Annotated in this window: 19 protein-coding genes; 11 read left to right on the top strand and 8 right to left on the bottom strand. The window is 58.1% G+C overall.

Going from position 1 to position 21001, the window contains the following annotated elements; genetic code table 11:
- Positions 1–24: 24 nt before the first annotated feature.
- Entirely contained in the window at positions 25–1011 is a 987-nt protein-coding gene (locus tag DFR37_RS21280; protein WP_379881418.1) for a quinone oxidoreductase family protein, read from the top strand.
- A 102-nt stretch (positions 1012–1113) separates the two neighbouring features.
- On the opposite strand, the gene DFR37_RS21285 is transcribed toward DFR37_RS21280, so the two are convergent.
- The 3 genes from DFR37_RS21285 to pepN all read right to left on the bottom strand — a co-directional run bounded on the left by DFR37_RS21285 (position 1114) and on the right by pepN (position 6099).
- Entirely contained in the window at positions 1114–1995 is an 882-nt protein-coding gene (locus DFR37_RS21285; RefSeq protein WP_147251654.1) for a hypothetical protein, read from the bottom strand.
- Positions 1996–2379: 384 nt separating this feature from the next.
- On the bottom strand, positions 2380–3390 hold the full coding sequence (locus DFR37_RS21295; protein ID WP_113935193.1) for a class 1 fructose-bisphosphatase: 1011 nt from the start codon (positions 3388–3390) through the stop codon (positions 2380–2382).
- Positions 3391–3402: 12 nt separating this feature from the next.
- The gene (gene pepN / locus DFR37_RS21300) at positions 3403–6099 is read right to left on the bottom strand and encodes an aminopeptidase N (protein ID WP_113935194.1); all 2697 of its coding nucleotides are present in this window, start codon (positions 6097–6099) and stop codon (positions 3403–3405) included.
- A gap of 150 nt (positions 6100–6249) precedes the next feature.
- Between pepN and DFR37_RS21305 the strand changes: the two genes are divergently transcribed.
- Positions 6250–6900 (top strand): DUF4136 domain-containing protein, encoded by a 651-nt coding sequence (locus DFR37_RS21305; protein WP_113935195.1) that lies wholly within the window; start codon positions 6250–6252, stop codon positions 6898–6900.
- 41 nt (positions 6901–6941) lie between these two features.
- Here DFR37_RS21305 and DFR37_RS21310 read toward each other — a convergent pair whose 3' ends face one another.
- Positions 6942–7307, bottom strand: coding sequence for an H-NS histone family protein (locus DFR37_RS21310; RefSeq protein WP_113935196.1), 366 nt, complete (start codon positions 7305–7307; stop codon positions 6942–6944).
- A gap of 186 nt (positions 7308–7493) precedes the next feature.
- On the opposite strand from DFR37_RS21310, the gene DFR37_RS21315 reads away from it, so the two are divergent.
- The 7 genes from DFR37_RS21315 to thpD all read left to right on the top strand — a co-directional run bounded on the left by DFR37_RS21315 (position 7494) and on the right by thpD (position 14089).
- Positions 7494–8312: a carbon-nitrogen hydrolase family protein gene (locus DFR37_RS21315; protein ID WP_113935197.1), complete on the top strand. Its 819-nt coding sequence runs from the start codon at positions 7494–7496 to the stop codon at positions 8310–8312.
- 23 nt (positions 8313–8335) lie between these two features.
- A complete protein-coding gene (gene tldD / locus DFR37_RS21320; protein ID WP_113935198.1) occupies positions 8336–9793 on the top strand; it encodes a metalloprotease TldD in 1458 nt (485 codons plus the stop codon).
- Between the two features lie 414 nt (positions 9794–10207).
- Positions 10208–10744, top strand: a complete 537-nt coding sequence (locus DFR37_RS21325; protein ID WP_113935216.1) for a MarR family winged helix-turn-helix transcriptional regulator — start codon at positions 10208–10210, stop codon at positions 10742–10744.
- A complete protein-coding gene (gene ectA, locus DFR37_RS21330) occupies positions 10741–11298 on the top strand; it encodes a diaminobutyrate acetyltransferase (protein ID WP_218951517.1) in 558 nt (185 codons plus the stop codon). Before DFR37_RS21325 ends, ectA begins: the two co-directional genes overlap by 4 nt.
- Positions 11299–11440: 142 nt before the next feature.
- Complete coding sequence (gene ectB, locus DFR37_RS21335) at positions 11441–12748, top strand: diaminobutyrate--2-oxoglutarate transaminase (RefSeq protein ID WP_113935218.1); 1308 nt, start codon at positions 11441–11443, stop codon at positions 12746–12748.
- A complete protein-coding gene (locus DFR37_RS21340) occupies positions 12745–13140 on the top strand; it encodes an ectoine synthase (protein ID WP_113935199.1) in 396 nt (131 codons plus the stop codon). The genes ectB and DFR37_RS21340 overlap by 4 nt, the downstream gene beginning before the upstream one ends.
- 25 nt (positions 13141–13165) lie before the next feature.
- Positions 13166–14089, top strand: coding sequence for an ectoine hydroxylase (gene thpD, locus DFR37_RS21345; RefSeq protein ID WP_113935200.1), 924 nt, complete (start codon positions 13166–13168; stop codon positions 14087–14089).
- A gap of 136 nt (positions 14090–14225) precedes the next feature.
- Here thpD and ehuA read toward each other — a convergent pair whose 3' ends face one another.
- The 4 genes from ehuA to ehuB all read right to left on the bottom strand — a co-directional run bounded on the left by ehuA (position 14226) and on the right by ehuB (position 17787).
- The gene (gene ehuA, locus DFR37_RS21350; protein ID WP_113935201.1) at positions 14226–15020 is read right to left on the bottom strand and encodes an ectoine/hydroxyectoine ABC transporter ATP-binding protein EhuA; all 795 of its coding nucleotides are present in this window, start codon (positions 15018–15020) and stop codon (positions 14226–14228) included.
- Positions 15017–15712 carry an ectoine/hydroxyectoine ABC transporter permease subunit EhuD gene (gene ehuD, locus DFR37_RS21355; protein WP_113935202.1) on the bottom strand — a complete coding sequence of 232 codons (696 nt, stop codon included), beginning with the start codon at positions 15710–15712 and terminating at the stop codon, positions 15017–15019. Before ehuD ends, ehuA begins: the two co-directional genes overlap by 4 nt.
- A gap of 1 nt (position 15713) precedes the next feature.
- Positions 15714–16385, bottom strand: a complete 672-nt coding sequence (gene ehuC / locus DFR37_RS21360; RefSeq protein WP_113935203.1) for an ectoine/hydroxyectoine ABC transporter permease subunit EhuC — start codon at positions 16383–16385, stop codon at positions 15714–15716.
- Positions 16386–16929: 544 nt separating this feature from the next.
- Positions 16930–17787: an ectoine/hydroxyectoine ABC transporter substrate-binding protein EhuB gene (gene ehuB / locus DFR37_RS21365; RefSeq protein WP_113935204.1), complete on the bottom strand. Its 858-nt coding sequence runs from the start codon at positions 17785–17787 to the stop codon at positions 16930–16932.
- A 488-nt stretch (positions 17788–18275) separates the two neighbouring features.
- Between ehuB and aroG the strand changes: the two genes are divergently transcribed.
- Both aroG and DFR37_RS21375 read left to right on the top strand, forming a co-directional pair.
- Complete coding sequence (gene aroG / locus DFR37_RS21370; protein WP_113935205.1) at positions 18276–19352, top strand: 3-deoxy-7-phosphoheptulonate synthase AroG; 1077 nt, start codon at positions 18276–18278, stop codon at positions 19350–19352.
- A gap of 111 nt (positions 19353–19463) precedes the next feature.
- Complete coding sequence (locus DFR37_RS21375) at positions 19464–20876, top strand: FAD-binding oxidoreductase (RefSeq protein WP_113935206.1); 1413 nt, start codon at positions 19464–19466, stop codon at positions 20874–20876.
- The last annotated feature ends 125 nt before the right edge of the window (positions 20877–21001 follow it).

The following is a 21001-nucleotide window of genomic DNA, read 5'->3' on the forward strand; positions in this document are numbered from 1 at the left end:
CACAGCAGCAATCAGGAGCTTATTGTGACTCAGCAAGTAAAGGCCATACGCATCGAGGCGAACGGCGGACCGGAAGCCATGAAGCTTGCGATGGTGGACTTACCGCCGCCCGGAACAGACGAAGTCACCATCCGGCAGAAGGCCGTGGGCTTGAACTTCATCGACATCTATTTCCGCAGCGGCTTGTACAAACAATCCTTGCCCCATGGGCTGGGATGCGAAGCCTCCGGCATCGTCGAAGCGGTAGGCGCCAATGTACGACATCTTAAGGTTGGCGACCGCGTGGCCTACGGCCAGAGCCCGTTGGGCGCCTATGCCGAAGCCCGCAACGTGCCGGCGAACTTCGTCGTCAAGTTGCCCTCGGCGATCAGCTTTGAAGAAGGCGCGGCCATCATGCTAAAAGGCCTGACGGCCCAGTACCTGCTGCGCCAGACTTATCGTCTGCAAGGCGGCGAAACCATCTTGTTCCATGCCGCCGCCGGCGGCGTGGGCTTGATTGCCTGCCAGTGGGCCAAAGCTCTGGGAGTCAAGGTTATTGGTACGACGTCCAGCCCCGAAAAGGCGGCCCTGGCCAAGGCCAATGGCGCTTGGGAAGTCATCGACTACACGCGCGAGAACGTCGCCGAGCGCGTATTGGAGCTCACCGGGGGAAACAAGGTTCCTGTCGTCTACGACAGCGTCGGCAAAGACACCTGGCTTACTTCACTGGACTGCCTGCAACCGCGCGGGCTGATGGTCAGTTTCGGCAATGCTTCGGGTCCGGTCGACGGCGTCAGCCTGGGTATTCTGGCAAGCAAGGGGTCGCTGTATGTCACTCGCCCTATGCTGGGCGACCATGTGGCGACACAGGAAAAAATGGCCGCGGCGGCCGGCGAACTGTTCGACATGATTATCGCCAAGAACATCAAAGTGCATATCGGCCAGCGCTTTCCTTTGCACGAGGCCGGCAAGGCGCACGCGGCGCTGGCAGGGCGCCAGACGCGGGGCGCTACGATCTTGACGCTGGATTGACCAACCGCAGCAAAGGCGCTTGTTTCGGCTTCAGCCTAAGCGCCTTGGGCGTTTGCCCGTTGCTTGCCGCGGGCTGCGCCATTGGCGTTGCCCGCAGCTTTTTCAGCTGCAGTTTTTCGTTGCCAGCGGCTGGCCGTGCTTGAAGCACTTCTTTTGCGCCTGCCCGTCTTTATACGTAAGGGTAGGGCCATCGGCACGGCCCGCTTTGTCCTGCATTTCGATGGCTGTCAGGGTCGCGCCGGTATACACGGTTCTTTCGATCCGATTGCCCGCAACCGGACGCTTGAAAAAATACATCATGGGCTTTGTCGCGTCGATCTTTAGAATGGTTGCAGCAGAGACGCCGCTTTTCTCAAGATGCTCGGCACTGGCCGTTATGCTGGGCGACTTCGCTGCCATAGCGGGCTTTTTCTTGTTGGCCGCGTCATTTGCCGCCGGTGCATCGACGGCTGTCCGGAGGTCGATCGTGTGTTGCGCCTTGCCGTCGACCACATGCAGCGTTACTTTGCCCTGCTGCCGCGACGCGCCCTGGTATGTCGGGCCCCACGCCTTGCGGTCTCTTTCATAGACCAGTTCGATATTTCCATCGGGTTTGCCGTTTTTACAGGCTGCAACGACTGGATGAAAAGCGGTATTTGCAAACGAATAGCCGTATTCCGAAACCTTGGCGGCTGGCGCGGCGGCAGTTTTTGGCTTGTTGTGCGTTTGGTCCGCCGAATCGATGGTTCCCGTCCAGTCGCGCAATTGCTCGTCTGAGACCTTGCAGGGCCACTGCTTGGCAGGGTCGAACTTGAAGTAGTCGTCGGCATGGACGGCGTAGCGCTGGTATTCGGCATTGGCCTGCTCCAGCAATGCGGACAGTGTTTCATTCTTGACCTTGGGAAGGTCCAGGGGCTCCGCCCATGCCAACGATGCACAGCCGGCGTAGCAAAGCATGGAAAAAACGACAGCACTGGTTCTTGGAACGACTCGTCCGATTGTCATTTTTATTGTCTCGTTATTGGTTGTTTAATTCTGCTCGGCTACTTTATCACCAAGCGATGCCAAGTGGAGAAAAATTCGCTGCTTGGGCTGTATTTTCCGTACTGCGGCACTGGATGCCGACACATGGTTGCATTGTCCGGCTTCGCTGCTCTTGGCGGACGATACGGGGCCATACAGCGAGTTCTTGTTGTGGACTTTGTCCAGCGAGGTGGTCGTCCAGCCATTCTGCGCGATCGTGATGCCGGCGCCGTCATTGAAAGTGAAGTTTTTCGACTACGGCTATGCGGCAGCGATAGATTTCGGCAAATTTAACGCCGCAGGCCGGCTCCCGCCGGGGGGGGGCGGGGAGTTCGGATGGCTTGGCGTTTGCCTGGCGCTAAAAAGCTAGTCTTCCATGTGATAGCGCGAAACGCGCTCGACTTCGTTTTTCGAACCCATGACGACGCCGATGCGTTGGTGCAGGGCGTTGGGCTGGGCATCCAGGATGCGCTGTTCGCCATCGGTGGCCGCGCCGCCGGCTTGTTCTACGATGAAGCTCATGGGGTTGGCTTCGTACATCAGGCGCAGCTTGCCTTTTTTGCCTGAGGGACGCTCGTCGCGCGGGTACATGAAGATGCCGCCGCGGGTCATGATGCGGTGTACGTCGGCAACCATCGAGGCTATCCAGCGCATGTTGTAGTTTTTCGCCAGGGGGCCGGTTTCGCCGGCCAGGCAGTCGTCGATATAGCGTTTGACCGGGCCTTCCCAGTGCCGCATATTGGACATGTTGATGGCGAACTCGCTGGTGTCTTGCGGGATGGTCATGCTTTCGGTGGTGAGTACCCAGGTGCCCATTTCGCGGTCCAGGGTAAAGCCCACGACCCCATTGCCGACAGTCAGCACCAGCATGCTTTGCGGCCCGTACACGGCATAGCCGGCGGCGACCTGCTGTGTGCCGGGTTGCAGGAAATCGGCTTCTTCGACTTCGCGTGTGCTGGCCGCCTCGGGGGCGCGCAATACCGAGAAGATCGTGCCGATGGAAACGTTGACGTCGATATTCGATGAGCCATCCAGGGGATCGAACAGCAGCAGATAGCCGCCTTTGGGGTATTCATTGGGAATGCGATGGATGGTTTCCATTTCTTCGGAAGCCATGGCCATCAGGTTGCCGCCCCATTCATTGGCCTCGAGCAGGATTTCATTGGACAGCACGTCCAGCTTCTTTTGCACTTCGCCTTGTACGTTCTCGCTTTCCAGGCTGCCCAGCACGCCGCCCAAGGCGCCCTTGGTCACGGCGTGGCCTATGCCTTTGCAGGCGCGCGCCACAGTTTCGAGCAGTAGCCGCAGTTCGGCGGTGACGGCGTTGCCGTTGCGCTGTTGCTCGACAAGATATTGCGTGAGGGTTTTGCGTTTCAAGTTGGACTCCTGCTAGATTTTCAAGGCTTTGGTCACGATCTCGGCGACATTGCGCGAGAGAGTGGGGTGTTGTTGGATGCGTTCGTAGCTTTGGCGAATGGCTTCGCGGTTGGCGGGAATATACCGCGACCAGTTATCGAATGCACGTGCCAGGCGGGCGGCGATTTCGGGATTCATGTCGTTCAGGGCAATTACCTGGTCGGCCCAGAACTCGTAGCCTTCGGAGGTATGTGCGCCTTGCAGATTATTCATGCAAAACTGGAAAATCAGCGAACGGGCGCGGTTGGGATTGCGCAAGGTGAATGCCGGGTGCTGCATCAGGGTGCGCACGGTGGACACGCGGGTGGAGGGCGCGGTGGCCTGGACGGTGAACCAGCGGTCGATGACCAACGGATTGTGCTGCCATTGCTCGTAAAAGTGCTGCAGCGCCTGCGCGCCGGCCGAGGCGTCTTGCTGGTTGACCAGGGCGGCAAGCCCGCCCATGCGGTCGGTCATATTGCGCGCTTCATAGTATTGCCTGGATGCCAAGTCCGTTGCTTGCGGATGATTGCCTGCAGCCAGATACGCCAGCGCCAGGTTTTTCAGTGAGCGCAGGCCGGCTTGCAGGCCGTTCGGACTGTAAGGAGCAGAGGTGCCGGAGTCGGCGCTATGCAAGGCTTCCAACCAGAGCGGCGCCAGCTCCCGGCCGAGCGTTTCGCGCAGATGGCGGCGGGCGCCGGCTACGGCTGCCGGATCCATGGGAAGCGTTTTCTCCAACAAGATTTTTTCGCCCGGCAAGGTCAGCGCCCGGCTGCGGTAGGCGGGCGTAAGCTGCTGGTCCTGCAGCACGGCGCGCCAGGATTCGATGAATTCCGGGTCGACGTCCAACGGCGCTTTGGCTTGAATGGCGGCGACCAGCTTCAGCAACTGCCGGGTGGCCAGTTCCTGGCCTGCTTCCCAGCGGGCGAAGGGGTCGCTGTCGTGCTGGGCCAGCAAGGCCAGTTGGGCAGTCGAGTAAGCATAATCGACAATGACCGGAGCCGAGAAATTACGCAGCAAAGAGGGGATGGGCTGGCTGGGAATATTGCCGAATTCCCACGTCTGCCGGCGCGTATCCAATTCGAGCACAACGGTGTCCAACTGCTTGCCTTCGTGCTTCAGGCTGATGCCGTTGCCGTGTTCGTCCAGCAAGCCCAGAGCGAACGGGATGAGCAAAGGCGGCTTTTCAGACTGGGGCTCGCGCAGCTTCTCGATGCCGACCGGCTCGCAATGCTGGCTTAGTGTAATGCGGCAGGATTTGGCCGCTGCGTTGTAGTCCAGTTCGACCTTGACGCGAGGCGTGCCGGCTTGCGAATACCATTGCCGGAAGACCTTCAGGTCTTTGCCGGGATTCTGCTTGATATAGACGGACTCCATAGCGTTGACGAAGTCGTCGCAGGTCACCGCCGAGCCATCGTGGCGACGGAAGTATTCGTCCATGCCGGCGCGGAATCCGCTTTCGCCAAGCAGTGTGTGCTGCATGCGGATGACTTCAGCGCCTTTTTCGTAGACCGTGGCGGTATAGAAGTTGCCGATTTCCTGATAGCTTTCGGGGCGGATAGGGTGGGCCATGGGGCCAGCGTCTTCGGGGAACTGGGCAGTCCGCAGGGCGGTGACGTCGTCGATGCGTTTGACGGCGCGCGCGCTGGCGGCTTCGCCCTGGGTCAAACCGTGGGCCATCATGTCGGCAGAAAATTCCTGATCGCGAAAGACGGTAAGGCCTTCTTTTAGCGAAAGCTGGAACCAGTCGCGGCAGGTAACGCGGTTGCCTGTCCAGTTATGGAAGTATTCATGTCCGATCACGCCTTCAATGGCATGGTAGCTGGCATCGGTAGCCGTATCGGGGTCGGCCAGTACATAGGACGAATTGAAAACATTGAGGCCCTTGTTTTCCATGGCGCCCATATTGAAGTCGCGGGCTGCGACCACCATGAAGCGATCCAAATCCAGCTCCAGGCCAAAGCGCGTTTCATCCCATTTGACGGCCCGCGCCAGGCTGTCCAGGGCCCACTCGGTTTTGTCTTCAGAGCCCCGGTCGCTGTAGACCTGGAGCAGGGCATCGCGTCCGCTTGCCGTCTGGATAGCCTGCTCCCGGCAACTGAAGTCGCCCGCAACCAGCGCGAACAAATAGCTGGGCTTGGGGTGCGGATCTTCCCAGATGGCCTGGTGGCGGCCGTCCGGTAAATCCTGGCTTTCCAGCAGATTGCCGTTGGATAGCAGCAAGGGATAACGCGCTTTGTCGCCGCGCAGGGTGACGCGATAGCGCGACATGACGTCGGGGCGGTCCGGAAACCAGGTAATGCGGCGAAAGCCTTCGGCTTCGCATTGTGTGAACAAATTGTTGCCCGACACATACAAACCCATAAGGGTAGAATTTTGCGCCGGTTTGCATAGGCTTACAACTTCAAGGGTAATGGCAGCTTCGGTCGGGAAAACTGTAAGCGTTTCTTCGTTGAGCTGGTAGTCGCCCGCATCCAGCTTGCGTCCGTTCAGCACCACGGATTCCAGTGCCAGGTCTTCCCCATTCAGGACCAGGGGGCTGCCTTCGGCCCCGACACGCTCGAACGAAAGCTTGCTGGTGACCCGGCTTTGAACGTCGTCCAGATCGAAAACGAGTTCGACCTGAGGCAGCCGATAGGGGTAGGGCTGATAATCGTGGCGGGAAATAGTGGGTGCTGTATCAGTACGCATGGCAAAAACCTGATCGATTCGTGAAAATTCAGTATCCCTATTGTAATGTTTGCGCAATGGGGAGTTTTTGTGAGGATAATGCAACCTTAGGCTTGCATTATGGTCTTATGTAGAACGGCGGATTCCGTTATATAAAGTGCAGGAGCGCTTATGTTGCATTTTTTCGGGCAAAAATTAATTTCGTCCTGGCGGGCTGCGATGGTGCTGGCCTGCATGGCCATTCTGGCCGGTTGCGCGGCCCCGACTTGGTCGGCGCGGGTCACCAGTTTTGAACAATGGCCGCCGGACGCAGCGGGCAAGACCTACCATATTGTCCCCGAGTCCGGGCAGACGGGTAATCTTGAATATCAAACCTATTCCGACATGATACGCGCCAATATCGGGCGCACAGGCCTGGTAGAAGCGCAGCCGGGCCAGAAAGCGCGATTCAATGTGTCTTTCGATTATGGCAATCCAGTAACCCAAACTTGGGTTCAGCAATATGCCGATCCTTATTTTTATAATGGTTTCGGGCCGGGGTTTGGGCCTTGGGGCGGGTATTACGGAGGCGGCTGGGGCGGTGGCGTTTTTTATTCGCCGCCTGTAGTGAACGTACCGGTGCAGGTATATAAAAATACGCTGACCGTAATCATCAAGGATAATGCGCGCAACGGCGTCGAGGTGTATCGATCCAGCGCGGTCAGCGCTTCTTCCCACGATAATCTATTGAATGTCATGCCGTATTTGACTCGTGCGGTTTTCGACGGCTTTCCGGGCAATAACGGGCAGCAGCGGGAAATCCGCTACGAGCGGCAACGTTAACGAAGAAAATGCCCGGCAGTACATGCCGGGCATTTTGACGATTATTTATTGATCAGAAAATCGTCGCGGGTTTTGCCCTGGGCCAGAGCATCGGCCAGCCAGCGCGGCGCTTTGCCTCGGCCGGTCCAGGTATCGCCAGTGTCGGGATGGCGATATTTGGGCGGTACGGTGCGCCTGGCTTGGGGCGGCTCGGCATTGTTTTCGGCTTTGCGGCGCGCGGCGGCTGGCTTTTTGGCCAGGGCGGCAGCCAGTTCGTCGGGGCTAATGTCATATTCACGCATAGATTGGATAATCGACGCAATAATAGGATTGCGCTGTTTGGCTTGAAGCGCTTTAGCCTGTTTTTGTAGGCGGGTAATTTCTTTTTCGATTTTTAATTGAAGGGCAGCGTAATTGTCACGCGTCATTCGTTATTCCTTGCTAGGACTGGTGAAGATAATATTGCGGATTAATTCAAAATCGGCAGCAACTGCAAATGGTATTACAGAAATGCCGCGGGTTGCAAAGTTTTGTTTCTCGCCCGTTTAAATATAAACATATTATTATTTCAATCAGATACAAAGACCGATTAACTCTTAAATCATAGAACTGACATGCTTGCACTTAAGGAAGACTTCCGGGTAGCCGCGGTCCAAACCGTTTCGTCCACATCGCTGGAGCAAAATCTGAAACAGGCGGGCAGCCTGATTGCGGAGGCGGCCGCCGATGGAGCCCAACTAATTGCCTTGCCTGAGTATTTTTGCCTGATGGGCCGGCATGATCGCGATAAAGTCACGCTGCGCGAGGTTGTCGGGGACGGGCCGATTCAAAATTTTCTAAGCCAGCAGGCTCGGCGGCATGGAGTTTGGCTGGTGGGGGGCACCTTGCCCCTTGTTAGCCCCGATTCTGACCGCATATATAACACCAGCATGGTGTATGACCCCGAAGGCAACTTCGTCGCCCGCTACGACAAGATTCATTTGTTCGGATTCACCAAGGGCGATGAGTCCTACGACGAATCCGTATCGATCCGGCCTGGTGAAAACAGCCCCCAGGTTTTTGAGACGCCCTGCGGCAGGGTGGGGTTGTCCATCTGTTATGACCTGCGTTTTCCCGAGTTGTTTCGGGCTTTCGGCGAGGTCAGCCTGATTGTTTTGCCGGCGGCATTTACTTATACGACAGGGTCGGCGCACTGGGAAGTTCTGTTGCGCGCAAGGGCTATCGAGAATCAATGCTATGTGCTTGCGCCGGCACAGGGGGGCAAGCATGAAAACGGCCGGCGCACCTGGGGACATTCTGTTCTAATTGATCCATGGGGCAATATTGTCGCCGACCTTGCGGAAGGCCCGGGGTTCGTGGCGGGCAATATCAGCCAACAACGAATGGCCGAGGTGCGCCAGGCCTTGCCGGCCTTGATGCATCGTACGATGTAAACGTTTATATACGGTACTTTTTTATGAAAATCGCAGACCCTTCCATTAGTGCACTGGCTACGGCTAAATCTGTTTTGCTGGACCCCTGGGGGCTGACCGAGTCGGACATGGCGCGCGCGCTGGGTGAAATATTCACGCACAAAGTCGATTACGCGGACTTGTATTTTCAGTACACGCGCAGCGAGGGCTGGAGTCTGGAAGAAGGCATAGTCAAGACCGGCAGTTTTTCCATCGGCCAGGGCGTGGGCGTGCGCGCCCTCAGCGGCGAGAAAACCGCCTTCGCTTATTCTGACACTCTGTCCAGCGACGCTTTGCTGTCTTCGGCCAGGGCGGTGCGCACCATCGCCCGTCAGGGCGCGGGCCGCCAAAAGATCATTACGCCGGGCAAGGATGCCGCCCATGCGCTGTATCCGGCCATCGACCCGTTGAACACCTTGTCGGCCCCTGAAAAAGTTGCGCTACTCGAGCGCCTTGAGGCAATGGCACGTGCGGCCGACCCGCACATCATTCAGGTGATGGCGGGTCTGGGTATGGAGTACGACGTGGTGCTGATTGCCGGCAGCGACGGACGCCTGGCCGCCGACGTGCGTCCTTTGGTGCGCTTGTCGCTAACCGTTATTGCCGAGCGCGACGGGCGCCGCGAAATGGGGCATGGGGGCGGCGGCGGCCGCACGGGCCTGGATTATTTCACCGACGATATCCTGCGTTCTTATGTGCAGCGCGCCACCCACGAGGCTTTGGTCAATCTAGAGGCCCGTCCGGCCCCGGCTGGCGAGATGACGGTCGTCCTGGGCTCGGGCTGGCCCGGCATTTTGCTGCACGAAGCGGTGGGGCATGGCCTTGAAGGCGACTTCAACCGAAAAGGATCGAGTGTGTTTTCAGGCCGCATTGGCGAGCGGGTAGCTTCCAAAGGCGTCACAGTGGTCGACGACGGCACATTGGCTGATCGCCGCGGGTCGCTCAATATCGACGACGAAGGCAATCGCACCCAGCGCAATGTGCTGATTGAAGACGGCATACTCAAAGGCTATATGCAGGACTCGCTGAATGCTCGCCTGATGAAAACGGCTGTTACCGGCAATGGGCGGCGCGAGTCGTTCGCGCATTTGCCGATGCCGCGCATGACCAATACATATATGTTGTCGGGCAAAGAGGCGCCGGAAGCCGTCTTGGCTTCGGTGAAAAAGGGCTTGTACGCCGCCAATTTCGGCGGCGGACAGGTTGATATCACCAGCGGCAAGTTCGTGTTTTCGGCCTCCGAGGCCTATATGATCGAAAACGGCAAAATAACCTATCCGGTGAAGGGCGCAACGCTTATCGGCAGCGGCCCTGAAGCAATGACGCGTGTCAGCATGATAGGCAACGATATGCAACTGGATTCGGGCGTGGGCACTTGCGGGAAAGAAGGTCAAAGCGTACCCGTGGGCGTTGGAATGCCTACGATCCGCATGGATGGCTTGACGGTGGGCGGCACGGCCTAGTTCTGTTGACGAAGGTTCTTTACACGTGGCGCCGCGGGCGGGGACTGATTGTTCTCCTCGTGACTGGTTCGGCGCCCCGCGCGCCGAACCGGTCTCCAGGGCCGGCACGCCCTGCCTTCCCCGCCACCGGCGTGTTTATCCCGCTATCCGCGGCAATGCAGACGGCGCCAGCATCAAGCAGGGCATCAGGACATCAAGAGAGAAGATCGGCATATTCATGTCCCTGTAATCCGTTGTTACAAACTATCAGGCTCAAGGCATTTCTCCTCGCCACCGCTATAGCCAATCACCCCAAAAACTCCCCGCCATAACACCCAAATTCGCCCAGTACCACTGTTGACACGATTAGTTCATGGGCATATGATTTCAGTTCAAATCAATTTAGTTGAACTGAATTACCGAATTTTTCGCTACATGGACAATCAAGTGGAAAACACACAATACGACTTGCGCATTTTGCGTGCCTTGCGCCGCATTACCCGCTCGATTGCCTTGCACTCGCGGCAACTGGCCGCATGCAGCAACATCACCGCCCCGCAGCTCATATGCCTGCGGGCGGTCATCGACAACGGCCAGCCCATTACCGCAACGGCAATCAGCCGTGAAATCCACGTCAGTCCCAGCACTGTCGTGGGCATCCTGGACCGCCTTGAAGACAAAGGCTTGGTGCGCCGTGAACGCGGGCGCGAAGATCGCAGAATCGTATTTGTTTCTGCCACCCAGGCCGGCGTCGATCTGGCTGCAAATACCCCTTCGCCGATGCAGAAAAAAATGGCGGACGCGCTCAATGAGCTACCTGAACTGGAACAGGCCACTATTACCTTGTCGCTGGAACGCATTGTCAGGCTCATGGAGTCCGACGGTGTGGCGCTGGCGCACGAAGAGGCTGTTTCACCAATATTAGAGGTGCCCGATGGCTCCGTGCCACCAGAATCGGGATTGGCGGTTTGACTGAAAGTACATCATCAATTTCTTCGATCGATTCTTCCATTACCCCGTCGCCGGGAACTCAACATCTCAACCCAGGGCAGGTGGTTCTACGCAGCCCCGAACGCAGCGATGCCCACGCGGTCCATGGGTTAATTCAGCAGTGCCCGCCGCTGGACCTAAATTCCGTCTACACCTATTTGCTTCTTAGCGAGCATTTTGCGGACACCTGCCTCGTTGCGCTGCGGGGCGGCCAGCTCGATGGCTTTGTGTCCGCCTATCTTCCCCCCCAAAAAACCGATGTGCTATTCGTTTGGCAAGTTGCCGTGCACCAGCGTGCGCGGGGCTTGGGGCTGGGAGGTCATTTGTTGCGCAGCCTGCTTGCCCGCCCTGCGGCACGGCAAGCCAGGTATGTCGAAACCACGGTCGGCCCGGACAATGCGTCCTCGCGCAGGATGTTCCAGGGCCTGGCCGGGCACCTGAACGCACCAATGCATGAAAGCTTGTTGTTCGATCGCAGCCTGTTCGGGCCAAGCGCTCACGAAGACGAGCGTCTTATCCGTATTGGGCCGTTCTGAGGCGTGAGGGTGTTTTTTATCGCCGGTGGGCAGCGAACCGCGCAGCGGTATTTTTTCAATCAAGGAGGTGGCGGGTTAGTCTGGTCTGTAGCAAGTCCTGGCTTTGCTCTTTGCCTTATCAACGAGAGAGGAAGTAAAAATGATGGACTTAAAAATTTTTGACCGGATGGAGTCGGAAGTCCGAGGCTACGTCCGGTCGTTCCCCGTTGTGTTCAGTCAGGCCAGGGGATCGGTGCTGATTGATGAATCAGGCAAGGAATACATTGATTTTTTCAGCGGAGCCGGAACACTCAACTACGGCCACAACAATCCCATTCTTAAAGAAAAGCTGATCGACTACTTGAACACCGATGGATTGGTGCACGGCCTGGATATGGCTACGGGCGCCAAGCGGTATTTCATGGAAACCGTCGAACGCGTGCTGCTCAAGCCGCGCAGCTGGAATTATAAATTGCAGTTCACCGGCCCAACGGGCACGAATGCAGTCGAGGCGGCGCTCAAGCTTGCGCGGCAAGTTAAAGGGCGGCCCAATGTCATCTCGTTCACGCATGGCTTCCATGGCGTGAGCGGCGGCTCTTTGGCCGTGACCGCCAATGCCAAGTTCCGCGAAGCGGCCGGCGTGGCGCTGGGAAATACAACATTCATGCCGTACGACGGGTATCTGGGACCCGACGTCAATACCATTGCTTACCTTGAACGCATGCTGGACGATCCCAGCAGCGGCATGGATCGTCCGGCGGCGGTCATCGTCGAAACGGTGCAAGGCGAAGGCGGGGTCAATGTCGCAACGCGGCGCTGGCTCAAGGACCTGGAGCGCTTGTGCCATCAGTACGACATGCTCTTGATCATTGACGATATCCAGGTGGGCTGCGGCCGCACCGGCAGCTTCTTCAGTTTCGAGTCCGCGGGCATTCGCCCCGACATCATTACCTTGTCCAAGTCCTTGTCGGGTTTCGGCCTGCCGATGTCGCTGGTGCTGATGAAGCCCGAGCTCGATATCTGGAAGCCGGGCGCGCACAGCGGTACTTTCCGCGGCAATAACCTGGCTTTTGTCACGGCTGCGCAAGCGCTGGACAGCTACTGGACCAATAGCGCGTTCTCGGACGAGATCCGTCGCAAGGAAGAACTGGTTCGTGATTGGCTGGAGAACCTGGTTCACAGCTATCCGGGAGTGGGGCTTAGTGTACGCGGACGCGGGTTGATCCAAGGTTTGGCAACGCCGGCCGATAGCGATGTGGCCAATCAGATTGCCCACAAAGCATTTGAGCACGGACTTGTCATCGAAACCTCTGGCGCCAATGATGAAGTATTGAAAGTCTTGCCGGCCTTGACGATTAGCGACGAGCAATTGAAAAAGGGCCTGGAAATAATTGAACGCAGTACAGGTGAAGTGCTTGCCGCCAAAGGCGCAAGTGCCCATGTGCTGAAATTTGGAGGAAAGCGTCGATGATAGTCAAGAATGTGAATGAGGTGATTGGCACCGAACACGAGATCAAGACCGAGAACTGGCTTAGCCGCCGTGTGCTGCTGCAAAAAGATGGCATGGGCTTTTCGTTTCACGAGACCATAATTTTTCCTCATACGCAAACTCATATCCATTATCAGCATCACCTCGAAGCTGTCTGGTGCATCGAGGGCGATGGCGAGATCGAAACGATTGCCGACGGAAAAAAGTATGCCTTGGGGCCCGGTGTCGTCTATGCGCTGAACGAAAACGACGAACACTGGTTGCGCGGAGGCGAGAAACCCCTGCGAGTGATTTGCGTATTCAATCCGCCGCTCACGGGTTTTGAGGTGCACGATGACAAGGGGGTTTATCCCGCTGACAAAAGTGCAGCCTAGATTCAGATAAGAAGGAGTACATATTATGGAGATCTCCATGAGCGATCCGTATGTATCGCGCACAGACCGGAGCGCAGCCATTATCAGCAGGCGCGAGCCGGTGGTTTATGGCGAAGGCCAATATGCTCAGGCCCTTAGCGCCACACAGCTAGCCGATTACCAGCGGGATGGGTTCATTGTGCTGGAAGACTTGTTCGATGCCCAGGAAGCGGACGCGCTGCTGAATGAGATTCGAAGCATGAGTTCCGATCCCGCTGTTACCCGGCGCGATGAGGCTATCCGCGAGCCAGGCAGCGATGCCGTGCGGTCGATCTTCCGGGTGCACGAACTCAATGCCCGGATAGCCGGCCTTGCCAGGGACCCACGCTTGCTGCATGTGGCAAGGCAGATTCTGGGCTCCGAGGTTTATATTCACCAGTCGCGGGCCAACATGAAGCCGGGCTTCAAAGGCAAGGAGTTCTATTGGCATTCAGACTTTGAAACCTGGCATGTCGAGGACGGTATGCCGGCGATGCGTGCCTTGAGTTGCTCGGTACTGCTGACCGACAATAATGAATGCAACGGCCCGTTGATGTTGATTCCCGGTTCGCAGTCGCAGTTTATTTCCTGCCAGGGCCAGACTCCGGATGAAAACTTCAAAGAGTCCTTGCGCAAGCAGGAGTACGGTGTACCTGACGCGATCAGCCTGCAATTGCTGGCCGAGAACGGCGGAATACGCACAGTCACGGGCAAGGCGGGGTCGGTCGTGTTTTTCGACTGCAACACCATGCACGGATCCACGGGCAATATCTCGCCTTGGCCGCGAGCCAATGTTTTCATGGTTTACAACAGCATGGAAAACACGCTCAACCCGCCCAAGTACGGTTTGGCTCCGCGTCCCGACTATATCGCGGCACGCGAACGGATCGAAATGCTCGAGCCGCTGGAAGCTGCAGCGCTATCGACTTGAGCGCGGAATAGCGTCGTTTGGCGCTGCGTTCAATGTGCTTGGATTCGAGCGCCGTCGCCTGATTGCGGCGGCGCTTCGTTGCATTCTTGTGGTCATGAGCCCTGCGATAGACATGGACCGGCCGTGCAAGGGCTAACTAAGCATCTTGCTCGACAGTCGCCTCTAGTGTCACGCCTTTCAAGAACTCACGGGTTCGCGGTTCGACGGGATTGGCAAACAGCGTCTCGGGCGTACCCTGTTCGACGATGACGCCCTTGTCGAAAAAGCACACGCGGTCGGATATTTGCTGCGCAAATTGCATCTCGTGCGTCACCAGCAGCATGGTCAGATCATGCTCTTGCGACAGGCGCTGGATGACGCTCAATACTTCGCCTACCAGTTCGGGATCGAGGGCCGATGTAGGCTCGTCGAACAACATAATACGCGGACGCATTGCCAGGGCGCGGGCAATGGCGACGCGCTGTTGCTGCCCGCCGGACAGCTGGCGCGGGAATTTGTCGGCCTGGTCGGCCAGCCCGACCAGCTCCAGATACTCTTCGGCTCGCTGGCGGGCTTCATGCTTGGACAATCCCAGTACATGGACCGGCGCTTCGGTGATATTGCGGCGCACCGTCATGTGCGGAAAAAGATTGAACTGCTGAAAGACCATGCCCATGTGCTTGCGCATATTGCGCAAATGAGCCTCGCCGGCTGGAACCAGCGCATCGTTCTTATATTCATGCCAAAGGGGTTGGCCGGCCACGTAGATCATGCCCGAGTCGATGCCCTCCAAGGTCATCAGTATGCGCAGAACCGTGGATTTGCCCGAACCGGAAGGGCCGATGATGGTGACTTTCTCGCCCGGTTGCACTTCAAAATCCAGTTCGTTCAGAACAGTTGTGTCGCCAAAGCGCTTGACGACCTTTTCCAGTTTGATAATGGGTTCGTTCATCGCAGGGGCAGTCCTTGTTTAGGCAGGCGGTTGTCCAGGTAGCGTACGCCGGCGGATGAGGCCAAGGTAAGCACCAGGTACAGGGCTCCGACCATGGAGAGGGGAATCAGGTAATTGAAGCTGCGGTCTCCAATGATTTTGGCGACATTGAGCATTTCCAGCACCGAGACCACCGATAGCACCGGCACATCTTTCATGATGGAAACCAAGTAATTGCCCAATGCGGGGATAATGCGCGGGATGGCTTGCGGCAGGACAATGACGGCAAAGATGCGCAGTGGAGTAAGGTCCAGGGCCCGCGCCGCTTCGGCCTGCCCCTTCAGCACTGATTCCAGGCCTGCCCGATAGACCTCCGAGGTATAAGCGCTGTACTGTATACCCAGGGCCAGCGCCCCGGTCAGAAAGGCGGGCAGCACGATGCCGTAATCGGGCAAGACGTAATATAGAAAGAACAGTTGCACCAATAGCGGCGTATCGCGAATGAATTCGCTTAGTGCTTTGGCGGGCCACGACACCCAGCGCGATTGCGCGCCTTTCAGTGCAGCTAGCAGCAAGCCCAATATGGCGGCCACCACAAAGCCCAGCGCCGCGGCCTGCACCGTAACAAGCAGGCCCCGCAGCAGAATGGGCAGTATGGACCATGCGAACAGCCAGTTGCCGCCGTCCAGATTCCAGCTTATGCCGAACAGCATGTCAGGTTCCTCCCGAACGCCAGCGGCCCACAGAGCGCTCCAGCAGTTTCATGCACAGGGTAAGGACCAGCGCCATGCCGAAATACATGAGCAACAGCAGCGTATAAATGGTGGTGTTGTCCTGGGTGATATTGCGTATCTGCTCGGCGCGAAATGCCAGGTCGCTTAGCCCGACCAACGAGACCAGCGCAGTGTCTTTCAGGTTTTGTACCGCCAGGTTGCCAAAGCTGGGCATCATTTCCGGAACAGCCTGCGGCAGGCGGATGCGCCACAGGATTTGCCGTGGTGTGAAGTCCAGCGCTTGCGCCGCCTCGGTCTGTTCGCGCGGCACGGCCTGAAGCGCGCCTCGGACGACTTCGGCCCCATAGGCGCCGATATTCAGGCTTAGAGCCAGGACGCCGGCCAGTACAGGCGGCAGACGCAAGTCGACACCAAGGCTTTGGCCCAGCAAGGGCAGGGCAAAGTAAAGCCAGAACAGTTGCACAAGCAGCGACGTGCCGCGGAAGAACTCGATGACGGCTATTGAAAACGCCCGCAATGCGCGATTGGACGCCAGCTTGCCCATGCCAAACGCAAAAGAGAAAATCCCGCCCAGCACAGTCGAATACACAGCCAACTGCACAGTCACCCAAGCCCCTTTCATCAGCGGCGGCAAGTAATCCAGCCACTCCATCAATGGCACTCCGTGGGGGCCCCGTTTACCGCCGGGCCGCCCCAAGGTAAACGCGCCCCCTCGGGGGGCAGCGAGGCGCGCGAGCGGCGAAGCGTGGGGGCCTTATTTACCGCCGGGCCGCCCCAAGGTAAACGCGCCCCCTCGGGGGGCAGCGAGGCGCGCGAGCGGCGAAGCGTGGGGGCCTTATTTACCGCCGGGCCGCCCCAAGGTAAACGCGCCCCCTCGGGGGGCAGCGAGGCGCGCGAGCGGCGAAGCGTGGGGGTCTTATTTACCGCCGGGCCGCCCCAAGGTAAACGCGCCCCCTCGGGGGGCAGCGAGGCGCGTGAGCGGCGAAGCGTGGGGGTCTTATTTACCGCCGGGCCGCCCCAAGGTAAACATGCCCCCTCGGGGGGCAGCGAGGCGCGTGAGCGGCGAAGCGTGGGGGTCTTATTTACCGCCGGGCCGCCCCAAGGTAAACGCGCCCCCTCGGGGGGCAGCGAGGCGCGCGAGCGGCGAAGCGTGGGGGTCTTATCTACCTTTACCGCCGGGCCGCCCGCCACTTCTTCTATTGGGCGCACAATTGGCTTTCCTTCTTGTCGAAGGACGCCTTCATGTCGGCGTCGCTGAAGCCATATTGCGCCATGATCTTGCGCCAGGCAGGCGTGCTTTTGAACTTGGCCAGCTCGGCATTGAAGGCATCGCGCAGTTCCTGGGAATCCTTGGCGAATGCAAAAGCGCCCCAACTGCGTACAGGCTGGCCATGAACGACCGGATCCGAGAAGTCGGAGGCGGCTTCAACGCGAGGGCTCTTCCCAGCTAGCTGGCTCACGGTCAGGCTGGTGGCCGCATAGGCGCTGGCGCGTCCCGTGGAAACCGTCGAGATGGCGTCCGCGTTGCTTGCAATGGTAAGAATATTGCTCTGGGGCACGCCCAGCGCTTGCAGCATTTCAAGCTGATCGGCGCCCGCCATGATGGCGACCTTGGCTTGACCCTGGCTGAATTGTTCGAACGAATGCAGTTTGTCGGGGTTGCCCTTGGCCACCAACAAACCTTCGCCGTAGGAACTATTGGGGTCCGAGAACAGCACTTGTTGGCAGCGCTGGGGCAGGATAGCCATCTCCGCTGCCACCATATCGAAGCGGTGCGCTTTCAAGCCTGGGATAAGCGAACTGAAACCCGTGGTCGACCATTCAATCTTTTTAACGCCCAGTTGTTTCATGACTTGCTGGGCGACATCCGGGCCTATGCCTTTAGCCTTGCCGTCCAGGCCGCTATATCCGTAGGGTATTTCATTGGCGATGGCGATACGCACGACGCCCTTGTCTTTTATCTGTTGCAAAGTTGCCGCGCTGGATGTGCCGGCGGCGTTCAGCGCCAGTATGGCAACACTGGAAAGTAGGGTGGTCCAGAGGGAGTGTTTCATGAGAGGTCCTTTTAGAAAGCCCGCCATCGGCCAGCTCTTCAGGATGGTTTGCGTGGGATATTCCCTGCGGTTCCGGCATTCGTTCCTGTAAAAATGATAACCCATAATATTATTTCAGTTCAAATTACTTCGTTGCGAATGAATGCACCGTTTGAATGGCGGCGTTCGCGCGCGGCATAATACATTTGCATGCGTGGGCTCGGGGCGCTCTTATTGCATTGCAACCAGGTGCAAAGGGCTGCGGGTGTTGTTTTCGGTAGCGAGGCCAGCGTTTTGGCTTGGATGTATTGGAAAACTATGCTAGGATTTACTTTATGCACAACGTAAATTCGTTTTACTTCTTTTATTTTGCTTTTCCAAAGCCGCTGGTGGAGGAAGGGAAACGTAGTGCGTTGTAAAAACTAAATTCCCAAAAAGCCGCCAGCTTAGTAGCTTGGCGGCTTTTTTTATATCGCTTGCTAAGTTGGCATCACACCCTGGAGCAACAAGTGTCACACAATACCGACGATTTACGTATCCGAGAAATCAAAGAACTGAGCCCGCCCGCGCACGTCATGCGCGAGTTTGCCGGCACTCGCGAGGCGTCGGCCGCCGTGTATGCGGCGCGGCATGCCGTGCACGATATTTTGCACGGCCAGGACGACAGGTTGGTAGTAGTTATTGGGCCTTGCTCCATCCATAACGTCGACGGCGCACTCGAGTATGCAGACAGGCTAAAAGCCTTGCGCGAACAACACAAGGACGAACTTGAGATCATCATGCGGGTTTACTTCGAAAAGCCCCGCACGACAGTAGGCTGGAAGGGCCTGATCAACGACCCGGGCCTGGACGGCAGTTTCAATATCAATCTTGGCTTGCGCACGGCGCGCAAATTGCTGCTTGATGTCAATAATATGGGCATACCGGCCGGCTGCGAATTTCTTGACATGATCACCCCCCAGTACATCGCCGACCTGGTTTCATGGGGCGCAATTGGGGCACGCACCACCGAAAGCCAGGTGCACCGCGAACTGGCGTCGGGGCTGTCGTGTCCAGTGGGATTCAAGAACGGCACCGGCGGCGACGTTAAAATTGCGGTCGATGCCATCAAAGCGGCGTCGCAGTCCCATCATTTCCTGTCGGTTACCAAGGGCGGGCATTCGGCCATTGTCTCGACAGCCGGAAACAACGATTGCCACGTCATCCTGCGCGGCGGTAAAGTGCCTAATTACGATGCGGAAAATGTCGAGCAGGCATGCCAGGTTCTGGCCAAGGCCGGCTTGCCGCAGCGCATCATGATCGATGCCAGCCACGCCAACAGCAACAAAGACTATCGCAATCAGCCGCTGGTCCTGGACGATGTGGCGCGCCAGATGGAAGGCGGCGAAGCGCGTATTTGCGGCGTCATGGTCGAAAGCCATCTCGTTGGCGGGCGTCAGGACCTGGTTGCCGGCCAACCGTTGACTTACGGGCAAAGCATTACCGATGGTTGCATTGACTGGGACACTTCGGTTCAGGTTCTAGAGCGCCTGGCGCTGGCCGTGCGGAATCGCCGCAAGCTGGCCGTACAGTCGGCCGCGGCTTGATAACCCCCTTGAAATGGGGTGCTGCGGGCTGATGGCGGGTTCCAGTGTCCTGTTTGGTTCGCCTTCTCAGGTTCCGGGTTACCAGGTAGGACGCTTCAAGGAGATGGTCAATTGAATGCCGTTTTGCAATATCAAGCCCAGCGCCGCCCGATTCCTGCGGGATTTCTTGAGGCGCTGGGCGCGCATTTTGGCGACCGCTTTTCCACGGCGCACAGCGTGCGCGACCATCATGGCCGCGACGAGTCGCCTTATCCGCCCGCTTTGCCCGACGGCGTCGTGTATGCCGCTACAACGGAAGAGGTTGCGTGGGTTGCGCGCCATTGCAACGAGCATAAGGTGCCGCTTGTCGCCTTTGGCGCGGGCTCGTCGCTTGAAGGCCATGTTCTGGCTGTGGAGGGTGGCATCAGCCTTGACCTGACCGGCATGAACCGAGTCGTGGCAGTCAATGCCGAAGACTTGACGGTTACCGTGCAGGCGGGCGTAACGCGCAAACAGCTTAATGCTGAAATCCGTGACACCGGCCTGTTTTTCCCGTTGGATCCGGGCGCTGACGCCACTCTTGGTGGCATGGCGGCAACACGTGCCTCGGGCACTAATGCCGTGCGCTACGGCACCATGCGGGAAAACGTCATGAGCCTTAAAGTGGTCACGGCCGATGGACGCATTATCCAAACTGCTGGCCGTGCGCGCAAGTCGTCGGCAGGCTACGACCTGACTCGCTTGTTTGTGGGCAGCGAAGGCACGCTGGGCATTATTACCGAGGTTACGGTGCGGTTGTACCCTCAGCCCGAAGCGGTGTCCGCCGCCGTCTGCAATTTCCCCGATCTGCATTCCGCCGTGCAAAGCGTCATTGAAATCATTCAAATGGGCGTGCCGGTGGCGCGTGTCGAATTCATGGACCTGGCGGCCGTCAAGGCTACTAATGCGTACAGCAAGCTAAGCCTGCATGAGTCGCCGCTGCTGCTGTTCGAGTTCCATGGCAGCCCGGGCGGGGTGCGCGAGCAGGCCGAAACAGTACAGGAAATCACTTCGGCCAACGGCGGGATGGCGTTCGAGTGGGCGGAACATCCCGAAGACAGGTCGCGCCTGTGGGCCGCCCGGCATGACGCGTATTTTGCCGGCCTGCATTTGCGGCCAGGTTCGCGCTCCAGCACGACCGATGTATGCGTGCCTATTTCGCGTCTTGCCGACTGCGTGCTGGAAACAGCGGCCGACCTGGACCGGGCCAGTTTCCCATATACCATCCTGGGCCACGTCGGTGACGGCAATTTCCATGTGCTGATGCTGCTGGACCCCGACAACCCGCTGGAGTGGCAAGAGTCCGAGCGCATCAATCAGAGCCTTGTGACGCGGGCTTTGCAGATGCAGGGCACTTGCACCGGCGAGCATGGCATAGGGCTGCACAAAATGGAATTCATGCTGGCCGAGCACGGCCGCGATGCGCTTGATCTGATGCATGCAGTAAAGCAGGCCTTCGATCCCAACAATATCTTGAATCCCGGGAAAATGATTCCGCCGGCGTAATGTCTTGCGCCAGCTGGTTCGCAGTTCCTCAATCCAGCAAGTAGTACAGAAGCCTTGCCGCCTGGGCAAAGCTCCTGCAAGGCTTGACCGCCAGGGTGCCGCGTGGCGGCTGGCGCGCTCAAAGC

The organism is Eoetvoesiella caeni (assembly GCF_003315175.1).
In the GTDB taxonomy this organism is placed as follows: domain Bacteria; phylum Pseudomonadota; class Gammaproteobacteria; order Burkholderiales; family Burkholderiaceae_B; genus Eoetvoesia; species Eoetvoesia caeni.

Bases quoted from the DNA above. Each gene is read 5' to 3' on its own strand.
- DFR37_RS21285 (WP_147251654.1), bottom strand. From the start codon at position 1,995: ATGACAATCGGACGAGTCGTTCCAAGAACCAGTGCTGTCGTTTTTTCC.
- pepN (WP_113935194.1), bottom strand. From the start codon at position 6,099: ATGCGTACTGATACAGCACCCACTATTTCCCGCCACGATTATCAGCCC.
- DFR37_RS21305 (WP_113935195.1), top strand. From the start codon at position 6,250: ATGTTGCATTTTTTCGGGCAAAAATTAATTTCGTCCTGGCGGGCTGCG.
- DFR37_RS21310 (WP_113935196.1), bottom strand. From the start codon at position 7,307: ATGACGCGTGACAATTACGCTGCCCTTCAATTAAAAATCGAAAAAGAA.
- DFR37_RS21315 (WP_113935197.1), top strand. From the start codon at position 7,494: ATGCTTGCACTTAAGGAAGACTTCCGGGTAGCCGCGGTCCAAACCGTT.
- tldD (WP_113935198.1), top strand. From the start codon at position 8,336: ATGAAAATCGCAGACCCTTCCATTAGTGCACTGGCTACGGCTAAATCT.
- DFR37_RS21325 (WP_113935216.1), top strand. From the start codon at position 10,208: ATGGACAATCAAGTGGAAAACACACAATACGACTTGCGCATTTTGCGT.
- ectB (WP_113935218.1), top strand. From the start codon at position 11,441: ATGGACTTAAAAATTTTTGACCGGATGGAGTCGGAAGTCCGAGGCTAC.
- DFR37_RS21340 (WP_113935199.1), top strand. From the start codon at position 12,745: ATGATAGTCAAGAATGTGAATGAGGTGATTGGCACCGAACACGAGATC.
- thpD (WP_113935200.1), top strand. From the start codon at position 13,166: ATGGAGATCTCCATGAGCGATCCGTATGTATCGCGCACAGACCGGAGC.
- ehuA (WP_113935201.1), bottom strand. From the start codon at position 15,020: ATGAACGAACCCATTATCAAACTGGAAAAGGTCGTCAAGCGCTTTGGC.
- ehuD (WP_113935202.1), bottom strand. From the start codon at position 15,712: ATGCTGTTCGGCATAAGCTGGAATCTGGACGGCGGCAACTGGCTGTTC.
- ehuC (WP_113935203.1), bottom strand. From the start codon at position 16,385: ATGGAGTGGCTGGATTACTTGCCGCCGCTGATGAAAGGGGCTTGGGTG.
- ehuB (WP_113935204.1), bottom strand. From the start codon at position 17,787: ATGAAACACTCCCTCTGGACCACCCTACTTTCCAGTGTTGCCATACTG.